Here is a 20,244-nt window from a genome sequence, read left to right on the forward strand (position 1 = left end):
TCGGGGAGGCGGTGCAGATTTATGGCACGATGCTTTAGGGCGGCGGCGGCCTTGGGGGTGGTGGGCGGACCTTCCCTCATCCGTCATCCCGGCCCCTTCGACTGCCTTGCCGGCGCTCAGGACAGGCTTCGCCGGGATGACGATGGAATAAAGGTCCGCAAACGGTCGTTTCCAGACCTTCCCCGCTTTCCGTTCGCATCGAGCGAAGTCGAGATGCCCCCGGCGTGGCGCGGTGTCGATTTGTATCTCGACTTCGCTCGATACGAACGGGAAAAAGTAGCAACCGGCCGAAACCCGCCTCATCCACCCGCCGCGCGGGAACGAGAAGCCGGCTCCTACCCCTCTCACTGACCGGGCACGACGCTCGGTAACGCCTGCTGTTCCCTCTGATGTTTTTCGCAAACGACTCGCAATAGCATATTGACCCGCGTTCATGGCGCTTCTAAAGCGCCGCTATTGCGAATCAATCGCAATCAATCAGGGGAAGAAAATTGACCAGCCGTCGTTCGCCGTTCCTGTCCCGCCTTGCCATGGGCAGCGCCCTCGCGCTCGCCTTGACCGCGCAGCCGGCGATGGCGCAGGACGACGACGGCGCTTACTGGCTCGCGCGCAAGAACCAGATCGTCGTCACCGCGACGCGCTCCGAGGCCAGGGTCGAGGATGTGCCGGTGACCGTATCGGTCAAGAGCGCCGAGCAGATCGCCGACGAACTCGTCACCGACATCCGCGACCTCGTCCGCTTCGAGCCCGGCGTCAGCGTTCAGCGCCAGCCCGCGCGTTTCGGCGCCGCCTTGGGCGCGACGGGCCGGGCGGGCAACGACAGCTTCAACATCCGCGGCATCGGCGGCAACCGCGTGCTGATCCAGGTCGATGGCGTGCGCGTCCCCGACGGTTTCAGCTTCGGCGCGCAGGCGTCGGGGCGCGGCGATTATGTCGATCTCGGCCTCATCAAGTCGGTCGAGATTTTGCGCGGCCCCTCGTCGGCGCTCTATGGCAGCGACGGGCTGGCGGGCGCGGTGAGCTTCATCACCGCCGACCCCGCCGATTTCCTGGAGGACGGCCAAAGCGTCGGCGGCCTCCTCCGCGCCGCTTACGCCAGCGCCGACAAGGAGTTTTCCGAAACCGCGATCCTCGCCGGGCAGAGCGGCGACTGGTCGCTGATGGCCGCCTACACCCGCCGCGATTATCAGGAACTCGACAACATGGGCGACGTCGGCGGCACCGGCGCCGCGCGGACCCGGCCCAACCCGCAGGACGGCCGTTCGAACGCTGCGCTCGCACGCATTGTCTACGATCCCGCCAGCGGCCACAAGCTGCGGCTGACCGGCGAATATCTGGGCACGCGGCTCTACACCAATGGCCTGACCGGCCTCAGCGCCGCGGTCGACCGGCTCGAAGCCTGGGACATGGGGGAGCGCAAGCGCGTCTCGCTCGACTGGAGCTGGCAGGGCGAGGGGGCGGTCGATTTCGCGCGCGTCGCGCTCTACTGGCAGGACGGCGAGGACCGCCAATATACCGAGGAAGATCGCGCCACGCTTCCCGACCGCACGCGGCTCAACACGTTCGAAAACCGCGTCATCGGGGCTTCGGCCGACGCCCGCGCCGACTTTGCGACCGGCGCGATCGCGCACCGGCTCGTTTTCGGCGGCGACATCAGCCAGACGCGCCAGCGCGGGCTGCGCGACGGCACCGTCCCGCCGACAGGCGAAACCTTCCCGACACGCGCCTTTCCGGTCACCGATTTCACCCGCGGCGGCCTGTTCGTCGGCGACGAAATCGCGATCGCCGATGGCCGCCTCACGCTCTACCCCGCGCTGCGCTTCGACTGGTATGATCTGTCGCCGCAGGACGATCCGCTGCTCCCAGCCTTTGCCGGTGCCGGGCAGGACGGTTCGCGCCTGTCGCCCAAGATCGGCGCGGTGTGGAAAGTCACCGACCAGGTCCGCCTGTTCGCCAATTATGCGACGGGCTTCAAGGCGCCCGAACCGGGGCAGGTCAACCAGTTCTTTGAAAATCTGACCTCGCCCTTTTTCTCCTATCGTTCGGTGCCGAACCCCGACCTCGGCCCCGAACGCAGCGAAAGTTTCGAGGGCGGCGTGCGCCTTGGCAGCGATGCCGTCAGCCTCGACGTCACCGCCTTTTCGGCGCGCTACAAGGATTTCATCAGCCAGGAGCAGGTCGGCGGCACCGGCACCATCGCCGATCCCATCCGCTTCCAGTTCGTCAATCTCGACCGTGCGCGCGTCAAGGGCGCCGAAGCGCGGTTCGAGGGGCGGGCGTCGTCCGGCCTCTATACGACGCTCGCCCTTTCCTATGCCACGGGCGATTCGATCCAGCCCGACGGGACGCGCGTGCCGCTGGCGTCGATCGACCCGCTCAAGCTGGTCGTCGGTGTCGGCTATCGCGAGCCGCAAAGCGGCCGTTTCGGCGGCCAGATCGTGATGACGCACAGCGCGCGCAAGGACGCGTCGCGCGCGGCGGGCGCCTGCACCGCCGCCGAATGCTATCGCCCGGATGGCTTCACCATCCTCGACGCGACCGCCTTTGTGCGGATCGTGGAAGGGCTGACGCTGCGCGCCGGGGTCTTCAACATCCTGGACAGGAAATATGCGTGGTGGAGCGATGCGCGCGGCCTCGCCGCCAGTTCGACCATAACCGACGCCTATACCCAGCCCGGCCGCAACGCATCGGCGTCGCTGAGCTTCCGTTTCTGACCAGAGCAAAGGACTGCACCATGAAGAAAGTCACCATCATCGCGGGTCTGCTGCTGTCGGCCGCGCTTCCCGCCACCCTCTCGGCGCACCCGCCGATCGCCGCCGAGGCGGCCGCGGCCAGTTTCGAGCAGGACCGCGCCGACATCCTCGCGATGGCGGGCAATTACAAGGTGCGGTTCGACATGCAGGAATCGACGCGCTGGGACGCGGGCTACACCCCGCTCGCCGCCAAGACGTCGGGCGGGCACGAGGTCGTCCGCGTCGTCGAGGATACGGGGCGCAAGATCATGCTCCAGCACCTGCTCGTCATCGAACATGAGGGCAAGACGCACATCATCAAGCATTGGCGGCAGGACTGGGAATATGAACCCCAGCGCGTGCTCGTCTATTCGGACCGCAACAAATGGGTGTGGGAGGATGTCCCCGAACGGATGCGCACCGGCCGCTGGTCGCAGACCGTTTATCAGGTCGACGACAGCCCGCGCTACGGCGGCTGGGGCCAGTTTGAAACGCAGGCGGGCATCCGCCGCTGGCGCTCCAACTGGACGTGGCGCCCGCTCGCGCGCCGCGATGCCGTCCGGGATCCCGTCTACGACCGCTATTATGCGATCAACCGCCACCAGCCGACCCCCGACGGCTGGATCCACTGGCAGGACAATACGAAGATGGGCACGAAGGATGGCAAGCTGGTGCCGATCGTCCAGGAATATGTGCTCAACACCTACACCAAATATGACCAATATGATGTGAAGGCCGCCGACGATTATTGGGCCGCGACCAGGGATTATTGGGCCGCGGTGCGCGCGGCGTGGGACCGGGTTGCCGCCGCGAAGGGCGGCATCGCGATCGACGAAAAGGCCGACACCGGCACCGTCATCAGCGGCCGCCTCCTCGAAATCGCCGACGAGGTTCAGGACGGCAAGCTGACGACCGCCAGGGCCGTTGCCGAGGCGACCAGGCTGATCGAGGCGAACACGCGCAAGATTTGACGCCCTTCACCATGTGAAGCCCGCACCTGGGGGCGGCCGGAAACGGCTGCCCCCATTTTGTGCCGGGGGATGCGATGGCGGCTTTGGGGTGGTTAGCGGACATTGAGGGGTTGCGCTGGTCTCCCCTCCCGCAAGCGGGAGGGGCAGCGAGACTTACGAACTTTGTTCGTTAGTCGCAGCGGGGTGGGCCATTGCCACGCTGCTGCCCACCCCCGACCCCTCCCGCAAGCGGGAGGGGAGAGAATGGCCGCTACCGGTCGAAAACCGACGTCAAACCCCTATTTTTTCGCTCCCTCGACGCTCCACACCCCCGCGCCGCGCGTCGCGATGAACAGGAAGATGAAGCAGTAAAGCGCGATCGTCTCGCCGCCATTGGCGATCGGATAAAGCCCCTGGCTGCCGTGCGCGACCCAATAGCCGACCGCCGACATCCCGCTCGCGATAAAGGCCGCGGGGCGGGTGAACAGGCCGATGACGATCAGTGCGCCGGCGACGATCTCGATCATCCCCGCCGCATAGAGCATCGGATTGAGCGGATAGGGAAAGGCCACCGGGAAATGGAAGAATTTCTGCACGCCATGCGCCAGGAACAACAGCCCGGACACGATGCGCAGCAGCGCATAGGCCTGTTCGCCGAAACCATCGAGAAACTTCATGGCTGGACCTCCCTCTCCTTGTGCCGAGACGGGCAGGCTAGTGGATTTTTCGGCGCCCGCGACATTTTTTTTGCGGTTCATGTCACACCCGCCGATGCTGTCTCGTCATGTCTGCACAACCCCCTTGAAGGAGACATGATATGACCCGCGTAACCGACCCCTTTGCCGCCGCCCCGCAATTGATGAAACAGTGGATGGGCGCCAGCCTCGCGATCGAAAAGAGCCTCGAGAAAAGCCTGGTCGAACTCGTCAAGATCCGCGCCTCGATCCTCAACGCCTGCGCCAATTGCATCAACATGCACAGCGCCGACGCCCGCGCGCTGGGCGAAAGCGAACAGCGCATCTACCTGCTCGCCGCCTGGCACGAAGCGCCGGTCTACACGCCGCGCGAACGCGCCGCGCTCGCCTGGACCGACGCCTTGACCACGCTGTCGCAAGGCCACACACAGCAGGCAGCAAAAGAGGCGCTCGAAGCGCATTTCACCCCGGAGGAACAGGTGAACCTGACCCTGATGATCAACATCATCAACGGCTGGAATCGGATCGCGGTCGGTTTCGACCTCTGGTACGAAGGCGGCGCGGCCAAGGCGGCCTGATGACGGCGACGCGCCCCGACGATGCCGCGGACGCAGCGGTGCATTTCGACCCGCTGCGTCCGATGCTGACGCGCGTGGCCTACCGGATGCTGGGTTCGGTCGCCGACGCCGAGGATGTCGTGCAGGACGCCTTCCTCCGCTGGCTCGGCACCGACCGCAATGCAGTGCGCGAACCCGCGGCGTTTCTGCGCCGCACGGTGACGCGGCTCTGCCTCGATCAGCTCAAATCGGCGCGGGCGCGGCGCGAAACCTATATCGGCCCCTGGCTCCCCGATCCGCTCGTCGAGGAGGAGGCCGACGATGACGTGACCCTGCCGCTGATGCTCGCGCTCGAACGGCTCTCCCCTCTGGAGCGCGCGGCTTTCCTGCTCCACGACGTCTTCGGCGTTGGCTTTGACGAGGTCGCAAGGACGATCGAACGCGATCCGGCGGCAACGCGCCAGCTCGCCGCCCGCGCCCGCGCGCACGTCCGCGATGCGCGCCCGCGCTACAGGCTGGAGAAGGAACGCGGGCTGGAAATCGCGCACGCCTTTTTCGAGGCGTCGCGCAGCGGCGACATGGCCGCGCTCGGCGCCATGCTCGCCGCCGACGTCGGCATGTGGGCGGATGGCGGCGGCAAACGCCCGGCGGCCGCGGTCCCGATCCTTGGCAAGGCGCTGGTGATGAAAGTGCATCGCAGCATCGCGGTACTGCTGCGTAAATATGGCTCGACGCTGGTTTGCATGGGCGTCATCAACGGCCTGCCGGGTTTCGTCACGCGCGAAGCCGACGGCGAGCTTCAGACGACGGCGCTCGAGATCGAGGACAACAGGATCACCGGCATCTATGTGATGCGCAACCCCGACAAGCTGCGGCACGTGCATTGAAGGGCGGGTGGGTTCCGATCGGTGGCGGGCCTTTGCTTCATCGTCACCCTGAACTTGTTTCAGCATTCATGGCCTGACCTCTGATCCGGCGCTGCGCCGGATCAGAGGTCAGGCCATGAATGCTGAAACAGCGAGGCCATCGCCGCAGCCAGCATGACGGAGCTATAGGGCAGCTCCCCACCCCAAAAACCGTCACTGGAGAACCGCCAAAAAACGCTGTCCTACTGCGCCGCGGCGCGGTAGCGGATGGGCATGATGTCGAACGACGATCCCGCAGGGGCAAACGCCGCCCCGAAAACGCGATTTGCGAATGAAGTTGCTCAGTTTTCCGCCATTTTGTCTGCGCGGCTTTTTTCGTGCTGAGCGTCGAAACTCACGCCGCGACACCGTGGCCCGATGCGCTCGACTGGGAAGTGCGCGCGGCCGAGGCGGTTGCCGCCGCGCTCGCGATCACCCCCTTCGCCGCGCTCGTCGATGCGGCGCCGCTGGTCGAGGTCGCGGTGCGCCTGACCGACGATACCGAAGTTCGCGCGCTCAACCACGATTTCCGGGGCAAGGACAAGCCGACCAATGTGCTCTCCTTTCCGCAGGTGCAGGCCGATTTGCTCGAGAGCCTCGCCAACAGCGATGACGGCGAGATCCTGCTCGGCGACATCGTTCTTGCGCGCGAAACCTGCGCGCGCGAAGCGGAGGAGAAGGGGGTTTCGCTCGCCGATCATGCGACGCACCTGATCGTTCATGGCGCGCTGCATCTGGTCGGCTATGACCATATGGACGATGTGGCGGCGGCGGCGATGGAGACTTTGGAAGTGAAAGCCCTTGCATCGCTGGGTATCGCCAATCCATATGCGGATCAGGATTAACTTGGGACACGCAGCAATCATGCCCGACGAACAGGGGTCTTCGAGCCGATCGGAAGAGGACAGTAGCAGGTCCGGGCTGCTGTCCGGGCTGAGAAACCTGCTCTTCGGCGGCGACAAGGAACCGTCGCTGCGCGAACAGATCGAAGAGGTCATCGACGAGGCCGAGGAAGAGGGCGAGGATCGCCGCGGCAGCAATATCGTCGGCGACCTGTCCCCCATCGAGCGCAAGATGCTGCGCAACCTGCTCCATTTCGGCGAACAGACGGTCGACGATGTCGCGGTGCCGCGCGGCGAGATCATCGCGATTCCCGAAACCGCGACGTTCGAGGACATCCTCGCCATCTTTGCCGACGCGGGCCACAGCCGCCTGCCGGTCTATCGCGAAAGCCTCGACGAAGTGATCGGCATGATCCACGTCAAGGACGTCTTTGCCGTGCTCGCCGAAAAGCGGCCGCCGCCGCCGCTGCTCGACCTGCTCCGCCAGCCGCTCTACGTCCCGCAATCGATGGGCGTGCTCGACCTGCTCGCCGAAATGCGCGCCAAGCGCACCCATCTGGCGATCGTGATCGACGAATATTCGGGGACCGAGGGGTTGCTGACGATCGAGGATCTGGTCGAGGAGATCGTCGGCGAGATCGAGGACGAGCATGACGACGAGCCCGAACCGCTGATCGTTGCGGGCGAGGGCGGCTGCTGGGAAGTCGATGCGCGCGCCGAACTCGACGACCTTGGCGAAGCGGTCGACCCGCGGCTGGCCGAGGTCGAGGAGGATGTGGACACGCTCGGCGGGCTCGCCGCGGTGCTCGCGGGGCATGTGCCCGAGGTTGGCGAAGTGCTCGTCCACCCCAGCGGCTGGCGGATCGAGGTGACCGACGCCGACGAACGCCGCGTCCATCACCTGCGGCTGCACCCGCCCATCGAGGTCGACCTGGAGGCGCCATCGGAGCGCCGCGAGGGTTTCTGACGCAATTGCCTTTGGGGGGCGGAGGGATTAGGCGCGACTGGATGGACGTTTCGGACCTTCGCATCGCTCTGTTCAGCGGCAATTACAATATGACGACCGACGGCGCGAACAAGGCGCTCAATCGCCTCGTCGGCTACCTCCTGGCGCATGGCGCGGCGGTGCGCGTCTATTCGCCGACAGTCGCCAACCCCGATTTTGAACCGACGGGCGACCTCGTCAGCGTGCCGTCGATGGCGATCCCCGGGCGCAGCGAATATCGCATCCCTTTGAGCTTTTCATCCCGAGTGCGCGAAGACATCGCGGCCTTTGCGCCCAATATCGTCCATATCTCCAGCCCCGACCGCGTGTCGCGGCAGGCGGCGGCGTGGGCGCGGCGCCGCCGGATCCCGGTGGCCTGTTCGGTCCACACGCGCTTTGAAACCTATTTTCGCTACTACAATCTCTCATTCCTCGAACCGCTCGTCGTTGCCTGGCTGCGCCGCCTCTACCGCCGCTGCGACGCGCTGATCGCGCCATCCGAAAGCTTTGCGCAGGTGCTCCGCGACCAGCGGATGAACTATGACATCGGCATCTGGACGCGCGGCGTCGAACAGGGGATTTTCCACCCCGGTCGCCGTGACCCGGACTGGCGCCGGTCGCTCGGCATCGCCGACGACACGCCCGCCATCGCCTTCCTCGGCCGGTTGGTGATGGAAAAGGGGCTCGACGTCTTTGCCGACGCGATCGACGCGCTCCGGCGGCGCGGCGTCGCGCACCAGGTCGTCGTGATCGGCGAGGGACCGGCGGGCGACTGGTTTGAATCGCGGCTGCCGAATGCGCATTTCGTCGGGTTTCAGGGTGGCGTCGACCTCGCCCGCGCGCTTGCCTCGTGCGACATTTTTTTCAATCCGTCGATCACCGAAACCTTTGGCAATGTCACGCTCGAGGCGATGGCGTGCGGGCTGCCCGTGGTTGCGGCGCGCGCGACGGGGAGCGCGAGTATCGTCAAGCACGGCCAGACGGGCTATCTCGTCGCGCCGGGGTCGATCTCGGGCTTCGCCGACCATCTTCAGCGCTATTGCAGCGATACGGCGCTGCGCGCCGACCATGGCGCCGCGGCGGTGCGCGAAAGCGGCGCCTATCAGTGGGATGCGATCAACCAGGCGGTCGCCGACACCTATTTGCGCCTGATCCGCCAGAAACAGCGGCACGGGGGCTGAGCGTCCGATGGCGGGCGACCTCTTCGGCGACGAAAGCCCGGCGGAGCGCCCGGGCGCCAGGGCCGGCCCCGCGCCGCTCGCCGAACGGCTGCGCCCGCGCACCCTTGCCGACGTCGTCGGGCAGGAGCATCTGACCGGCGCCGACGGCGCGATCGGACGCATGGTCGCCGCGGGTCAATTGTCGTCGATCATCCTCTGGGGCCCGCCGGGCACCGGCAAGACGACGATCGCGCGCCTGCTTGCCGAGGCGGTGGGGATGCGCTTCGCGCCGCTCTCGGCGGTCTTTTCGGGCGTCGCCGATCTGCGCCAGGCCTTTGCCGATGCCGAAAAAATGGCCGCGGCGGGCAAGCGGACCCTGCTCTTCGTCGACGAAATCCACCGCTTCAATCGCGCGCAGCAGGATGGCTTTCTGCCCTATGTCGAGCGCGGCACCGTCGTGCTCGTCGGTGCGACGACCGAAAACCCCAGTTTCGCCTTGAACGCCGCGCTGCTCAGCCGCGCGCAGGTGCTGGTGCTGAACCGGCTCGGCGACGCCGCGCTCGAAACGCTGATCGAGCGCGCCGAGGGGGAGGTCGGCCGCAGCCTGCCGGTCACGGCGGAGGCGCGCGCGGCGCTGATCGCCAGCGCCGACGGCGACGGCCGCTTCCTGCTCAATCAGGTCGAAACGCTGTTTTCGGTCGCGATCGACGCCCCGCTCGATCCCGCCGAGCTGGCGCAATTCCTCCATCGCCGGATGCCGGTCTATGACAAGGATCGCGACGGCCACTACAATCTCATCTCCGCGCTGCACAAGGCGCTGCGCGGATCGGACCCGCAGGCGGCGCTCTACTGGCTCGCGCGGATGCTCGTCGCGGGCGAGGAACCGCTCTATGTGCTCCGCCGTCTTACGCGCTTTGCCAGCGAGGACATCGGCCTCGCGGATCCGCAGGCGCTGGTGCAGTGCCTCGCCGCCAAGGATGCCTATCAATTCCTCGGCTCGCCCGAAGGCGAGCTCGCGATCGTGCAGGCGTGCCTCTATCTCGCGACCGCGCCCAAATCGAACGCCGCCTATGCGGCGCAAAAGGCGGCGTGGGCCGCGGCGCGCGACACCGGCAGCCTCGCGCCGCCCGCCAACATCCTCAACGCCCCGACGAAGCTGATGAAGGATCTGGGCTATGGCGCGGGCTACCGCTACGACCATGACGCCCCCGACGGCTTTTCGGGCGACAATTATTGGCCCGACGGCATGGCGCCGGGCGACTATTACCGCCCCGTCGATCGCGGCTTTGAAAAGCGGATCGCCGAGCGCATGGCCTGGTGGGACGCGCGGCGCGGCGCGCAGGATTGAACAGCCGCCATCGTCGTCGCGCGCCGGTCAAGGCTATGGTCGCCGCGGCCGCGCACGACCCATGCTATTCAAAGGGCGGGTAACGCTCGAATGTCGGCAGGTCGCCCAGCTTTTCCATCCAGCCGATGCGCTCGGCGGTCTGGATCTGCGCCTGCGCGGGAATCAGGTCGGGATCGTCGAGCGTCGCGGTCTGCACGTCGATCTGGCCGGGGAAAATCTGTTCGTTGGTATAGAAGAGGCCGGTGCCGCAATTGCCGCAGAAATGGCGACGGCCATGCTCCGACGAGGAATAGACTTTGGGCGCCCCGCTGATTTCGATCTCGTCGGCGCCGACCAGCCCCCACCCGACCATCGGCGCGCCCGCATGGCGGCGGCAATCGGTACAGTGGCAAAGCGCATGATGCTGCACCGCAGTGCTCATCGAATAACGGATCGCGCCGCAATGGCATTGGCCGCTGGCACGGGGGGCTTGAGTGGTCATTTTGCTCTCCTGGATGAATCGGAATGAGAACATAACATAAACAAACGACAGGCAGAGGTCGAGTACGCTGTCAAAGATGATTAACGCCAAATTATTCACGCTGTGGCAGGGAAGCGCGATGATGACAAAAGAGCTTCTCGGCACGATCGTGCGGCGGCCATTCCTGCTGGTCATCCTCGCCTTTGCGATTGCGGCGCTGTACGGGCCCGATGCGAATCTGACGCTTTTTTATCTTCATCGCCAGGATCGCTGGCTGTTGCTCGCCGCCGCCCTGTTGCTCGCACTTTCTGTCTGGAAGCTGCCCGCCCGAACGCGGCCATTTGCGGGCGACTGGCGATTGGCGTTCGGCGTCGGGCTTGTGATGGCGGCGATCGCATTTGTCGGCCACTATTGGATTCTGTCGGGATACGACCTCAGCCGCGACGAGCAAATGGCGACGTTCGATGCCGCAGTCTACGCCCGCTGGACACTGACTGCACCCCTTACCGGCGTGTGGCGCGATCATGCTGCGGCACTCAACACGATGTTCATGTACCCCGCCGATCCCCGTGCTGGCTGGCTGTCAGATTATCTGCCCTTCAACGCGGCCCTGCGGGCGTGGTTAGGTCTGGTAGCGACGCCGACGTTAGCCGGACCGTTGATGACGTTCCTCGGTGCGCTGGCAATCTGGCTTTGCGGTCGGCGCATTTGGCCCGAGCGGCATGAGTCGGCGATTGTGGGACTTTTGCTTTATGCTGGTTCCGCACAGATTCTCGTCAATGGCATGACCGCCTATGCGATGCCGGCCCATCTGACGCTCAATCTCCTCTGGCTGTGGTTGTTCCTGCGGCGATGTTGGTGGCGAGACGTTCTGGCGTTGATGACAGGCTTTGTCGCGGTGGGACTGCATCAGCCAATCATGCATCCGATGTTCGTCGCTCCCATTCTCTTCCTATTGTTGATGGAAAGGAACTGGCGCCGCGCGGCGCTCTATTTCACCGGCTATGCTGCGATAGGTCTTTTCTGGATGTGGTGGCCGCTCTGGATGTCGATGCTGGTGCAAGGCGGTGATGTCGCGCAAAATGCAAATCATGCCGATTATGTGACGCGGCTGATGAATGCATTGGCTATGGGAGATGGATTACGGGTCGCGAATATGGTGTCCAACCTGTTGCGTTTCGTCGCCTGGCAACATCTATTGCTTGTGCCCTTGTTCGTTCTCGGTTTGTCGGTTGCTCGCCATGATCGACTGGCGGGGGCGTTGGCCGCGGGGATTTTGCTGACAGTCGTGACGATGGCTGTGATATTGCCTTATCAAGGACATGGTTTTGGATATCGCTATCTACATGGTCTCATCGGCAGTTGTATTCTGCTCGCCGTTTATGGCTGGGAGTCGGTGAGGGAAAACTTGGCCGAGTGGCGCTCGCTGCTTTTGCGCACGACCTGTCTTGGCATAATCTTTCTCCTTCCGCTCCAGCTGTGGATGGCTCATAGCTTCTACGCATCTCCCGCCGCCGTTTCGGCGCGCATTGATCGCAGCCTTGCCGATTATGTTGTGATCGGCGAGGACGACGCTCCGTTCTCGATCGATCTCGTCATCAACCGACCCTTTCTGGACAAGGGGCCGACCCGTCTTCGACGGCAGGCTCTGACCCCCGAGTTCATGAAAATTCTCTGCGCGTCCGGGCCGACCATTGCACTTGCCGAACCGCGACATCTGGAACCGATCCTGCGTTATTATGAATTAGAGCCGCCATTCGGTGCTGCAAACATCAGCCAAAAGGTCGGTTCGCAATTGCGTCGCGCTGGATGCGAACTGATCCCGCTGTGATGAAAGGGGACAGGAAGATGGACGGGATCGACCCGGGCGGCGCGACGTCGATTCCCCGCGTGGATGCAGACGACGGAAGAGGAGGCTCGTCGCAGACGAAAGTTGTAATCTTCAGCGCTTATTTCCCATCGCACGGCGGTGGAATGGAACTCGCATGCGCGGACCTCGCCGGGGCTCTGCATCGTGCCGGAATGCGGGTCGAATGGGTGTCGCAGGCTGACGGCGAACCCGGAGATCAACCCGGTATCAAATATACGCCTGTTACTGGTACGGATTTCATATACGCCTTGAGCGGTGTGCCGCTTCCCATTCCCATGCCGTGGAGCATTCCCGCTATTTCACGCGCCATAAATCGAGCTGACGTCGCCATCGTCGCTGAAGCGAACTTCATTCTGAGCGCGATCTCCTTTCTTGTGGCTAAATGGAATCGAACGCCGACATTGCTGATTCAGCATGTTGGAGAACCCTCCACCGTGTCGAAGCTCGCAAGATTTGTAATGCGAATCGGGGAGGCTTTGGTGGTCCGTCCCATGGTTCGCAGCGCCGATACGGTGATATGCGTCAGTCCGGTTGTTGCGCGGCATTTTGCCAGGATCCGCACCAAGTCGGACTGTCTCACAATCGGCCATGGGCTGGACTTGAACATGTTCAGGCCATCGATCGATCGCGCAGAGAAGGACGAGGATCGCGCTGCGTTAGGCTTGGAACGGGATCGACGGATTGCCGCTTTTGTCGGGCGATTGACCGAGAGCAAGGGTGTATCGATCATTGCGGGCATGGCCGCTCGTCGCCCGGACTGGACTTTCGTCATCGCCGGAACGGGCCCGATCGACCCTCGGCTGTGGAATCTCGCAAATGTGAAAGTTCTTGGGCATCTGGGCCGCGATCAAGTTGCGAAGCTCTATCGGGCGAGCGACGTGACGGTCCTTCCCAGCCCGTCAGAGAGTTTCTCGCTTGTCGTGCGTGAAGCGCTAGCGGCAGGTTGCCGCGTCCTTTGCTCCGACCAGATACTCGAAACCGATGCTGGTCTTCGGCCCTTCATCGTGACGGAAAGGGTGGACCTTGGACATCCCCACGAAACCGCCGGGCGGTTTGCCGCAGCGCTTGATCGGTGCCCGACAGCCCCCGCGTCCGAAGCCCGAGCCTATGTGATGGAACACTGTTCTCCGGCGCATCTTTTCGGTCGGTACATCGGGTTGATCGAGGAGATGAAGCGGCGCGGAGAAACCCCATGATCCGCAGCTACCGAACGGCATTCATATCGCTGTCGCTCATTGTTGCGGCGCTCGCGATGTGGCTGTGGTTGCGCAATTTCGATGTCTCGACTGCCGAATTGGCTGTCCTTCTTGATAATCTGAACTGGTGGTCGATCGCGCCGCTCTTCGCTCTGGTCGCGGGCCATGTTGCGCTTTCGTCCTGGCGCTGGTCCATAATAGAAGGCGTCTTGGCCGGTGAACGTCCATCCTTCGGCCCCGCCTATACGACCGGAGCGCTGGCGCAGGCATTGGGGACATTCCTTCCATCGCCGCTCGTTCATGCCGCCTGTCGCGGAATGGCCAATCGCTTGAACGGCGAAAACGGTCTGAGAGGCGCATTCTCGGGAGGACTCGACCAAATGGCCGATTTTGCGGTCGTGTTGCTTATGGCTGTTCCTGCCGCATTTGCATTGGCATATCGCGACATCGACATCTACCTGTTGGGGGCAGCGCTGGTCGCTCTGCTCGGGCTGGGTCTGACCATCTTGTTGCCCGCCCTCTGTCGACCGTTTCGTCGATTTTCCATCTTCCGTGGCAAAGCCGCGATATTGTTGCGGTTCGATCACCCGGTCCTGCTGAAGCTATATGGCATTTCCTTGCTACGGCTCGCCAATCTGACAGGAATGAACCTTGTTGTTCACGCCGCGATCGGAACAGCCACAATCGACGCAATTCTGGTAGGCGTGCCTTTGGTCGCGCTGGCCACATCTGTGGCTATGTTGCCGGGTGCGCTTGGGGTCTCCGAATGGAGCTTCTCGGCCATTTTTGATCGTTTCGGCGTGGATCCTGTCGGAATCGTGCTGTTCGTTCTCGCGAATCGCATATTGTTGACGGGCGTTTCTCTGGCGGTAGCGGCGTCCACCCTGCTCATGAGGGCGCCATCCTGGCTCAGGATGAGGCTCGATGCGGTTTCGCCCGGTTAGCGATTGTTGGCGCTATTCGCCGCCGCGGATTCGAGTCTCGCCATGATGCTCGAAAGCTGGAGATAGCGAAGCAGCTTGGCCTCCTTTCGTCCCCGCGTAACCGTATCGAGGATGAGGCCACAGAATAAATTCAGGAATGCCAGGATCATCGTTCCGGTCGCGAGGACGGCCATCGGCAGGCGCGGCACGGTGCCACTCTGTGCATATTCGACAATAACCGGATAGCCGAACAGGAGCGACAGGCAGAAGAGCATGAGTGAAATCGAACCGAACAGGGCAAAAGGCCGCTCCTGTTTCAGCAGCATGCCGATAGTCCAAAGGATGCGAAAGCCGTCCGAGACGGTCTGGAGTTTGCTTTCGGATCCTTCGACACGGTCCTTGAAGCGCGTGGGCATCTCGCCCACCGGCATTTCCAATTGCAGCGCATGGATCGTCAATTCGGTTTCGATTTCGAAGCCTTGCGACATCGGCGGGAAGGATTTGACAAAGCGTCGCGAAAAGACGCGATAACCGCTCAGCATGTCGCTGAAGACGCCGCCGAACATCGTCCGCACGAGCGACGTCAGCATCCAGTTGCCGAATCGGTGCGCGGGCCGATAGGCAGTGCCGCTGACGTCGGTGCGTGTACCGACGACCATGTCGAGGCCGTCATCGATGAGCTGGCGGATCAACTCGGGGGCTGCTCCTGCGTCATAGGTGTCGTCGGCATCGCACATCAGGTAGATGTCGGCGTCGATGTCGGCAAACATGCGGCGCACAACAAAGCCTTTGCCCTGCCGTTTTTCGCTGCGGACGATTGCCCCTGAGCCGCGCGCGATGTCTGCTGAATTGTCGCTGCTGTTATTGTCGTAGACATAGATGTCGGCGTCGGGCAGCATCGAACGGAACCGCTCTACAACGGTAGCGATAACCAGCCCTTCGTTATAGCAGGGGAGAAGGACCGCGATGGTTGGCGCGCGGTTTTCCTGTGGCAAGGGGCTTGCGGCCTCGAACTGCCTTACGCGCATATACATGTGTCAGGAAATCCCCACGAAACCTCGCCAATTTCTTAGAGGAAGCTAGGGAAAACTAGTTAACAACTGCTTAGGGCGTGCGTCCGGGCGGCTCTGATTGTCCTGTGGGGATGGGCTTTGGCGGATGTCAGTCACCCAGGTCGACCCCATGCGCCGCCGCCCAGTCCCGATACTGCCCGCGCGGGTCGGGCGCCGGCTGGGCGAGGATCGCGGGCATGTCGGCGCGGAGCTTGCCGAGGTCGAGCGAGCGGATCATCGCCTTGACCGGGCCGACGCCCGCGGGGGTGATCGACAGGCGGTCGATACCAAGTCCGAGCAGCGCCATCGCCTCCAGTGGGCGCCCGCCCATTTCGCCGCAGACGCCGAGCGCGACCTTCGATCCCGACACGATTTTCACCACGCGCGCGAGGTAGCGCATCACCGTCGGCGACAGCCAGTCGTAGCGCTCGGCGAGCCGCGGGTGCGCGCGGTCGGCGGCGAAGAGAAATTGCGTCAGGTCGTTGGTGCCGATCGACAGGAAGTCGAGGTGCGGCAGCATCAGGTCGAGCGTTTCGACCAGCCCCGGCACTTCGAGCATCGCGCCATAGCGGATCGCGACCGGCAGCTTCTTGTTGTGGCTGGCAAGCCACGCGCGCTGGCCGACGAACAGCTGGCGCGCGGCCTCATATTCCCACGGCTCCGACACCATCGGGAACATGACGTTGAGCGTGCGTCCGGCCGCGGCCTCCATCAGCGCGCGCGCCTGGACCTTCAAAAGCCCTTCGCGGTCGAGCGCAAGGCGCAGCGCGCGCCAGCCCATCGCCGGATTTTCCTCCTGCGCGCCGCCTTCGACATTCATATAGGGCAGCGCCTTGTCGCCGCCGATGTCGACGGTGCGGAAGATCACCGGGCGGTCGCCCGCGGCGTCGAGCACGTCGCGATACAGCCGCTGCTGCCGTTCGCGCGCGGGCAGCGTCGCCGAAACGAGGAACTGGAACTCGGTGCGGAACAGCCCGATTCCGCGCGCGCCGGTAAGGTCAAGCGCCGCGACATCCTCGCGCAGTCCCGCGTTGATCATCAGCTCGATCGGCACCCCGTCCCTGGTGACCGCGGGAAGGTCGCGCAGCGCAGCGAGATCGGCGCGGCGCTTCTGCGAAATGGCGAGCTTGGCGTCGAATGCCTCCTGCACGGCGGGCGTCGGGCGGACGTGAACCGTTCCCGCTCCGGCGTCGAGCAGCAACAGATCGCCCTCGCGGATCGAGCTGCGCACGTCGCGGACGCGGCCGATCACGGGAACGCCCATCGCGCGCGCGACGATGATGACGTGGGCCGTCAGCGAGCCTTCCTCGAGCACGACGCCCTTCAGGCGGCGGCGGTCATATTCGAGCAGCTCGGCGGGGCCGAGGTTGCGCGCGATCAGGATCGAATCCTGCCTGAGCCCCATCTGCGCCGCGGTGCCCATCTGTCCCGACACGATGCGGATCAGCCGGTTCGACAGATCCTCAAGATCGTGCATCCGGTCGCGAAGCAGCGGATCGTCAATCTGGCGCATTCGCATACGGGTGCGCTGCTGGACGCGCTCGATCGCCGCCTCGGCGGTCAGCCCGCTGTCGATCGCCTCGTTGATCCGTCGCGACCAGCCCTCGTCATAGGCGAACATCTTGTAGGTTTCGAGCACCTCTTCATGCTCGCCGCCGACCCCGAACTCGGCCTGGCTCGCCATGCGGTCAATCTGTTCGCGCATCTTGTCGAACGCGGCGTAGACGCGGTGGCGCTCGGCCTCGACATCGTCGGCGACCGTATGTTCGATGGTGATGCGCGGCTGATGGAACACCGCGACCCCGGCCCCCATGCCGTCGACCAGCTTCTGCCCCGACAGCCGCTGCGCCGACTGGTCGGCGGCGGCGGCATCGGTGCGCGCCGCGGTGTCGACCAGATCGGCATTGGCGATCAGCTCGGACAGCACCATCGCGACCGTTTGCAGCGTCTCGATCTCGATCTCTTCATAGCGGCGCGGTTCGGCGTGCTGGACGCAAAGCACGCCGACGGCGCGCTCGCGCCGGATGATCGGCACCCCTGCAAAGCTGTGGAACAACTCCTCGCCCGTTTCGGGGCGATAGGAAAAGTCGGGGTGCGCCGCGGCTTCGTCGAGGTTCAGCGTTTCGATCTGCTCGGCGATCGTGCCGACCAGCCCTTCGCCAAGGCCGAGGCGGGTGACATGCACTGCCTCCTGTTTCAGCCCGCGCGTCGCGTAAAGCTCGAGCGCGCCGTCGCGCAGCAGGTAGATCGAGCAGACCTCGCTGTCGAGGCATTCGCCAATGATGCCGACGACCTGGTTGAGCTTGCCCTGGGCGTTGGCGCGCGAGGCCATGACCTCGTGCAGCCGGGTCAATATGGTGCGCGCCGACTGGGCGGCTGTCGAGGGCGGGGGCGGGGCGTTGGTCATCGCCCTCCTGCTATCAGAAGGAGGCCGCGCGCGCCAATAGGTCGCGCGCTATCTCTTCACCACAGCCTAGTTTCCGGAAGGCGGAGGGGGCGACGTGACAGTCGTGTCGGCGGCGTCCACCGGCATGGCTGCGGGCATCGGTGCACTTATCGGCGCGGGGCGCGGCGCATATTTTGCGTCCCACGCCGCCACATCGGCCTGATATTTGGCATAGGCTTCGTAAAAGTCGATGAAGGGCTCGTCGAGCCGTCCCAGATGCACCGGCGCCTGCTCGACCAGCTGGGCGCTGGGCGTGGCCGAAACGATCTGCGCGATTTCGTTCGCCCGCGCGCAGAAGGCCCGTTGCGCCGGGGGTTGCGCGAAATAGTTGAAGAGCTGCGTCGACAGGCGATCGCGCGCCGCAGTGCCGTTGGTCCTGGTTTCCTTGCCCAGATTGCGGATCACGCTTCGTTCGGTTTCGCGGATCGTCTTGCCATGCGTCTTGATGATATTGTTGTAGGCGGCAACCAGCGTCGTTTCCTCAAGGCCGCGGCAACCGATCGCCGCGACGTTCAGCCCGATCTTGAGCTGCCAGAAGGCGCGCTCGCCGGTGACGCCGCTGTTCGCGGTGACGAACTTCCCGTCGATCCCGCGCCCCGGCAGAATCTGTGTCAGCGACGCATTGCCCGGCGGCAACGGTCGCGGCGGGATAACGACAACCGGTGGCGCCGGGGGCGGCGGCGGCGGCGGGGGCGGCGGCTTCGGCGCGCAGGCGGCGACGCTCGCCAGCAAGCCGGCCAGGATGATTTTACGCGACAGTTTCATGTCCCACTCCCCAACCGCAAAAAGGTGCGGCATCAACCCCGGGCGTGCAAGGCCGCTTCGGCCTGTTGCACCAGCGATGCGACGATTTCGGCCGCACTCTCTTCTTCGGATACCATACCGACAGATTGCCCTGCCATTAACGACCCGTTCTCGACGTCGCCGTCGATGACCGCGCGGCGCAGCGCGCCCGCCCAATAATGTTCGATCTCCAGCTGCGCCGCGGCCATGTCGACCTCACCCCTGTCGAGCTTGTTCGCGACCTCGCGCTGCTTGGCGGTAAAGGCCTCGGTCCCGGCGTTCTTGAGCGCGCGCACCGGAATCACCGGCAGGCGGGGGTCGATCTGGACGCTCGCGACCGCTTCGCGCGCCGAGGCGCGGAGGAAGGCTTTCTTGAAATTGGGATGCGCGATGCTTTCGGTCGCACAGACGAAGCGCGTGCCGAGCTGGACCCCCGATGCGCCCATCTCCAGATAGGCGGCGATCGCCTCGCCGCGGCCGATGCCGCCCGCGACGAAAATCGGCAGTTCGTCGGCAAGCGATGGCAGGATTTCCTGCGCCAGCACGCTCGTCGAAACGGGGCCGATGTGGCCGCCCGCCTCCATCCCTTCGATCACCAGCGCATCGACCCCCGCGCGGACGAGCTTCCTGGCAAGGGCGAGGGTGGGGGCAAAGCAGATCACCCTCGCGCCCGACGCCTTGATCGCCTCGAGACTGCCCTTGGGTGGCAGGCCGCCCGCGAGCACGACATGGCCGACATTGTGCTTGGCACAGACGGCGATCAGCTCGAACAATTGCGGGTGCATGGTGATCAGGTTGACGCCGAAATTGCGCGTGGCCAGCGCCCTGGTCGCGGCGATTTCGGCGTCGAGCAGTTCGGGCGTCATCGCACCGCACGCGATCACGCCGAATCCGCCGGCGTTGCTGATCGCGCTGACCAGATGGCGCTCGGAAACCCAGCTCATCGCGCCGCAGAGGATGGCATAGTCGCTGCCGAGGAGCTCGGTCCCGCGGGCCATCAGTTCGTGTATTTTGCTCATTGACGCCGCCTTTGCCAGTCTCGGCGTTTCGGCGCAATGGATAGCGATGATCGCGCTTGCGGCTCGTCGCGCGCGCGAGTCGGTTCGGCGCGCGGGGAAGCCGGGAAGGGTGGGGGCGCTTGATCGCTTCGTTCGATGACTGAATACAGCTTATTCGGTTAGGTCGATTGGCCGGTGCGGCCTATCCTTCCGGATATCCGACAGGAGGAAGCCAACGACCCAACGTCAGTCCACGTTTTTCTCCGGTGGCCCGGTGGCCGCACGCGTCATGCGCGCGTCATCGCACCCGACCATCATCACAAAAGCCTTGAGAGGAGAGAC

The 20,244-nt window shown here is 64.4% G+C and carries 17 protein-coding genes; 11 read left to right on the top strand and 6 right to left on the bottom strand.

The window, feature by feature from the left end; all coding sequences use genetic code 11:
* Positions 1-491 precede the first annotated feature (491 nt).
* Complete coding sequence (locus tag SPYCA_RS02080) at positions 492-2,714, top strand: TonB-dependent hemoglobin/transferrin/lactoferrin family receptor (RefSeq protein WP_331852516.1); 2,223 nt, start codon at positions 492-494, stop codon at positions 2,712-2,714.
* 20 nt (positions 2,715-2,734) lie between these two features.
* Complete coding sequence (locus SPYCA_RS02085) at positions 2,735-3,703, top strand: DUF6607 family protein (RefSeq protein WP_120218757.1); 969 nt, start codon at positions 2,735-2,737, stop codon at positions 3,701-3,703.
* A gap of 278 nt (positions 3,704-3,981) precedes the next feature.
* Here SPYCA_RS02085 and SPYCA_RS02090 read toward each other — a convergent pair whose 3' ends face one another.
* Positions 3,982-4,359 (bottom strand): DoxX family protein, encoded by a 378-nt coding sequence (locus SPYCA_RS02090; protein WP_120218758.1) that lies wholly within the window; start codon positions 4,357-4,359, stop codon positions 3,982-3,984.
* Positions 4,360-4,499: 140 nt separating this feature from the next.
* Here SPYCA_RS02090 and SPYCA_RS02095 point away from each other — a divergent pair, with 140 nt between their 5' ends.
* From SPYCA_RS02095 to SPYCA_RS02120, 6 genes are all read left to right on the top strand, one after another.
* A complete protein-coding gene (locus SPYCA_RS02095) occupies positions 4,500-4,955 on the top strand; it encodes a carboxymuconolactone decarboxylase family protein (RefSeq protein ID WP_120218759.1) in 456 nt (151 codons plus the stop codon).
* Entirely contained in the window at positions 4,955-5,821 is an 867-nt protein-coding gene (locus tag SPYCA_RS02100) for a sigma-70 family RNA polymerase sigma factor (protein ID WP_120218760.1), read from the top strand. The genes SPYCA_RS02095 and SPYCA_RS02100 overlap by 1 nt, the downstream gene beginning before the upstream one ends.
* Positions 5,822-6,177: 356 nt before the next feature.
* The gene (ybeY, locus tag SPYCA_RS02105; protein ID WP_120218761.1) at positions 6,178-6,684 is read left to right on the top strand and encodes an rRNA maturation RNase YbeY; all 507 of its coding nucleotides are present in this window, start codon (positions 6,178-6,180) and stop codon (positions 6,682-6,684) included.
* A gap of 19 nt (positions 6,685-6,703) precedes the next feature.
* Positions 6,704-7,648, top strand: a complete 945-nt coding sequence (locus SPYCA_RS02110) for a hemolysin family protein (protein ID WP_120218762.1) — start codon at positions 6,704-6,706, stop codon at positions 7,646-7,648.
* Between the two features lie 41 nt (positions 7,649-7,689).
* Positions 7,690-8,847, top strand: coding sequence for a glycosyltransferase family 4 protein (locus SPYCA_RS02115; protein ID WP_120218763.1), 1,158 nt, complete (start codon positions 7,690-7,692; stop codon positions 8,845-8,847).
* Positions 8,848-8,854: 7 nt separating this feature from the next.
* Complete coding sequence (locus SPYCA_RS02120; protein ID WP_120218764.1) at positions 8,855-10,174, top strand: replication-associated recombination protein A; 1,320 nt, start codon at positions 8,855-8,857, stop codon at positions 10,172-10,174.
* Positions 10,175-10,238: 64 nt separating this feature from the next.
* On the opposite strand, the gene SPYCA_RS02125 is transcribed toward SPYCA_RS02120, so the two are convergent.
* Complete coding sequence (locus SPYCA_RS02125) at positions 10,239-10,655, bottom strand: GFA family protein (protein ID WP_120218765.1); 417 nt, start codon at positions 10,653-10,655, stop codon at positions 10,239-10,241.
* A 76-nt stretch (positions 10,656-10,731) separates the two neighbouring features.
* On the opposite strand from SPYCA_RS02125, the gene SPYCA_RS02130 reads away from it, so the two are divergent.
* From SPYCA_RS02130 to SPYCA_RS02140, 3 genes are read left to right on the top strand one after another with little or no spacing between them, the layout of a single operon-like run.
* The gene (locus tag SPYCA_RS02130; RefSeq protein WP_120218766.1) at positions 10,732-12,465 is read left to right on the top strand and encodes a hypothetical protein; all 1,734 of its coding nucleotides are present in this window, start codon (positions 10,732-10,734) and stop codon (positions 12,463-12,465) included.
* A gap of 17 nt (positions 12,466-12,482) precedes the next feature.
* Positions 12,483-13,700 carry a glycosyltransferase family 4 protein gene (locus tag SPYCA_RS02135; RefSeq protein WP_172594956.1) on the top strand — a complete coding sequence of 406 codons (1,218 nt, stop codon included), beginning with the start codon at positions 12,483-12,485 and terminating at the stop codon, positions 13,698-13,700.
* Entirely contained in the window at positions 13,697-14,644 is a 948-nt protein-coding gene (locus SPYCA_RS02140) for a lysylphosphatidylglycerol synthase domain-containing protein (RefSeq protein WP_120218768.1), read from the top strand. Before SPYCA_RS02135 ends, SPYCA_RS02140 begins: the two co-directional genes overlap by 4 nt.
* Here SPYCA_RS02140 and SPYCA_RS02145 read toward each other — a convergent pair.
* From SPYCA_RS02145 to SPYCA_RS02160, 4 genes are all read right to left on the bottom strand, one after another.
* On the bottom strand, positions 14,641-15,651 hold the full coding sequence (locus SPYCA_RS02145; protein ID WP_120222104.1) for a glycosyltransferase family 2 protein: 1,011 nt from the start codon (positions 15,649-15,651) through the stop codon (positions 14,641-14,643). The two genes, SPYCA_RS02140 and SPYCA_RS02145, sit on opposite strands and share 4 nt — an antisense overlap.
* A 133-nt stretch (positions 15,652-15,784) precedes the next feature.
* The gene (ptsP, locus tag SPYCA_RS02150; protein ID WP_120218769.1) at positions 15,785-18,082 is read right to left on the bottom strand and encodes a phosphoenolpyruvate--protein phosphotransferase; all 2,298 of its coding nucleotides are present in this window, start codon (positions 18,080-18,082) and stop codon (positions 15,785-15,787) included.
* Positions 18,083-18,148: 66 nt separating this feature from the next.
* Entirely contained in the window at positions 18,149-18,886 is a 738-nt protein-coding gene (locus tag SPYCA_RS02155) for a hypothetical protein (protein WP_232003461.1), read from the bottom strand.
* 32 nt (positions 18,887-18,918) lie between these two features.
* Positions 18,919-19,923 carry an NAD(P)H-dependent flavin oxidoreductase gene (locus SPYCA_RS02160; protein ID WP_120218770.1) on the bottom strand — a complete coding sequence of 335 codons (1,005 nt, stop codon included), beginning with the start codon at positions 19,921-19,923 and terminating at the stop codon, positions 18,919-18,921.
* Between the last annotated feature and the right edge of the window lie 321 nt (positions 19,924-20,244).

The sequence above is a fragment of the Sphingopyxis sp. FD7 genome (assembly GCF_003609835.1).
GTDB lineage: Bacteria > Pseudomonadota > Alphaproteobacteria > Sphingomonadales > Sphingomonadaceae > Sphingopyxis.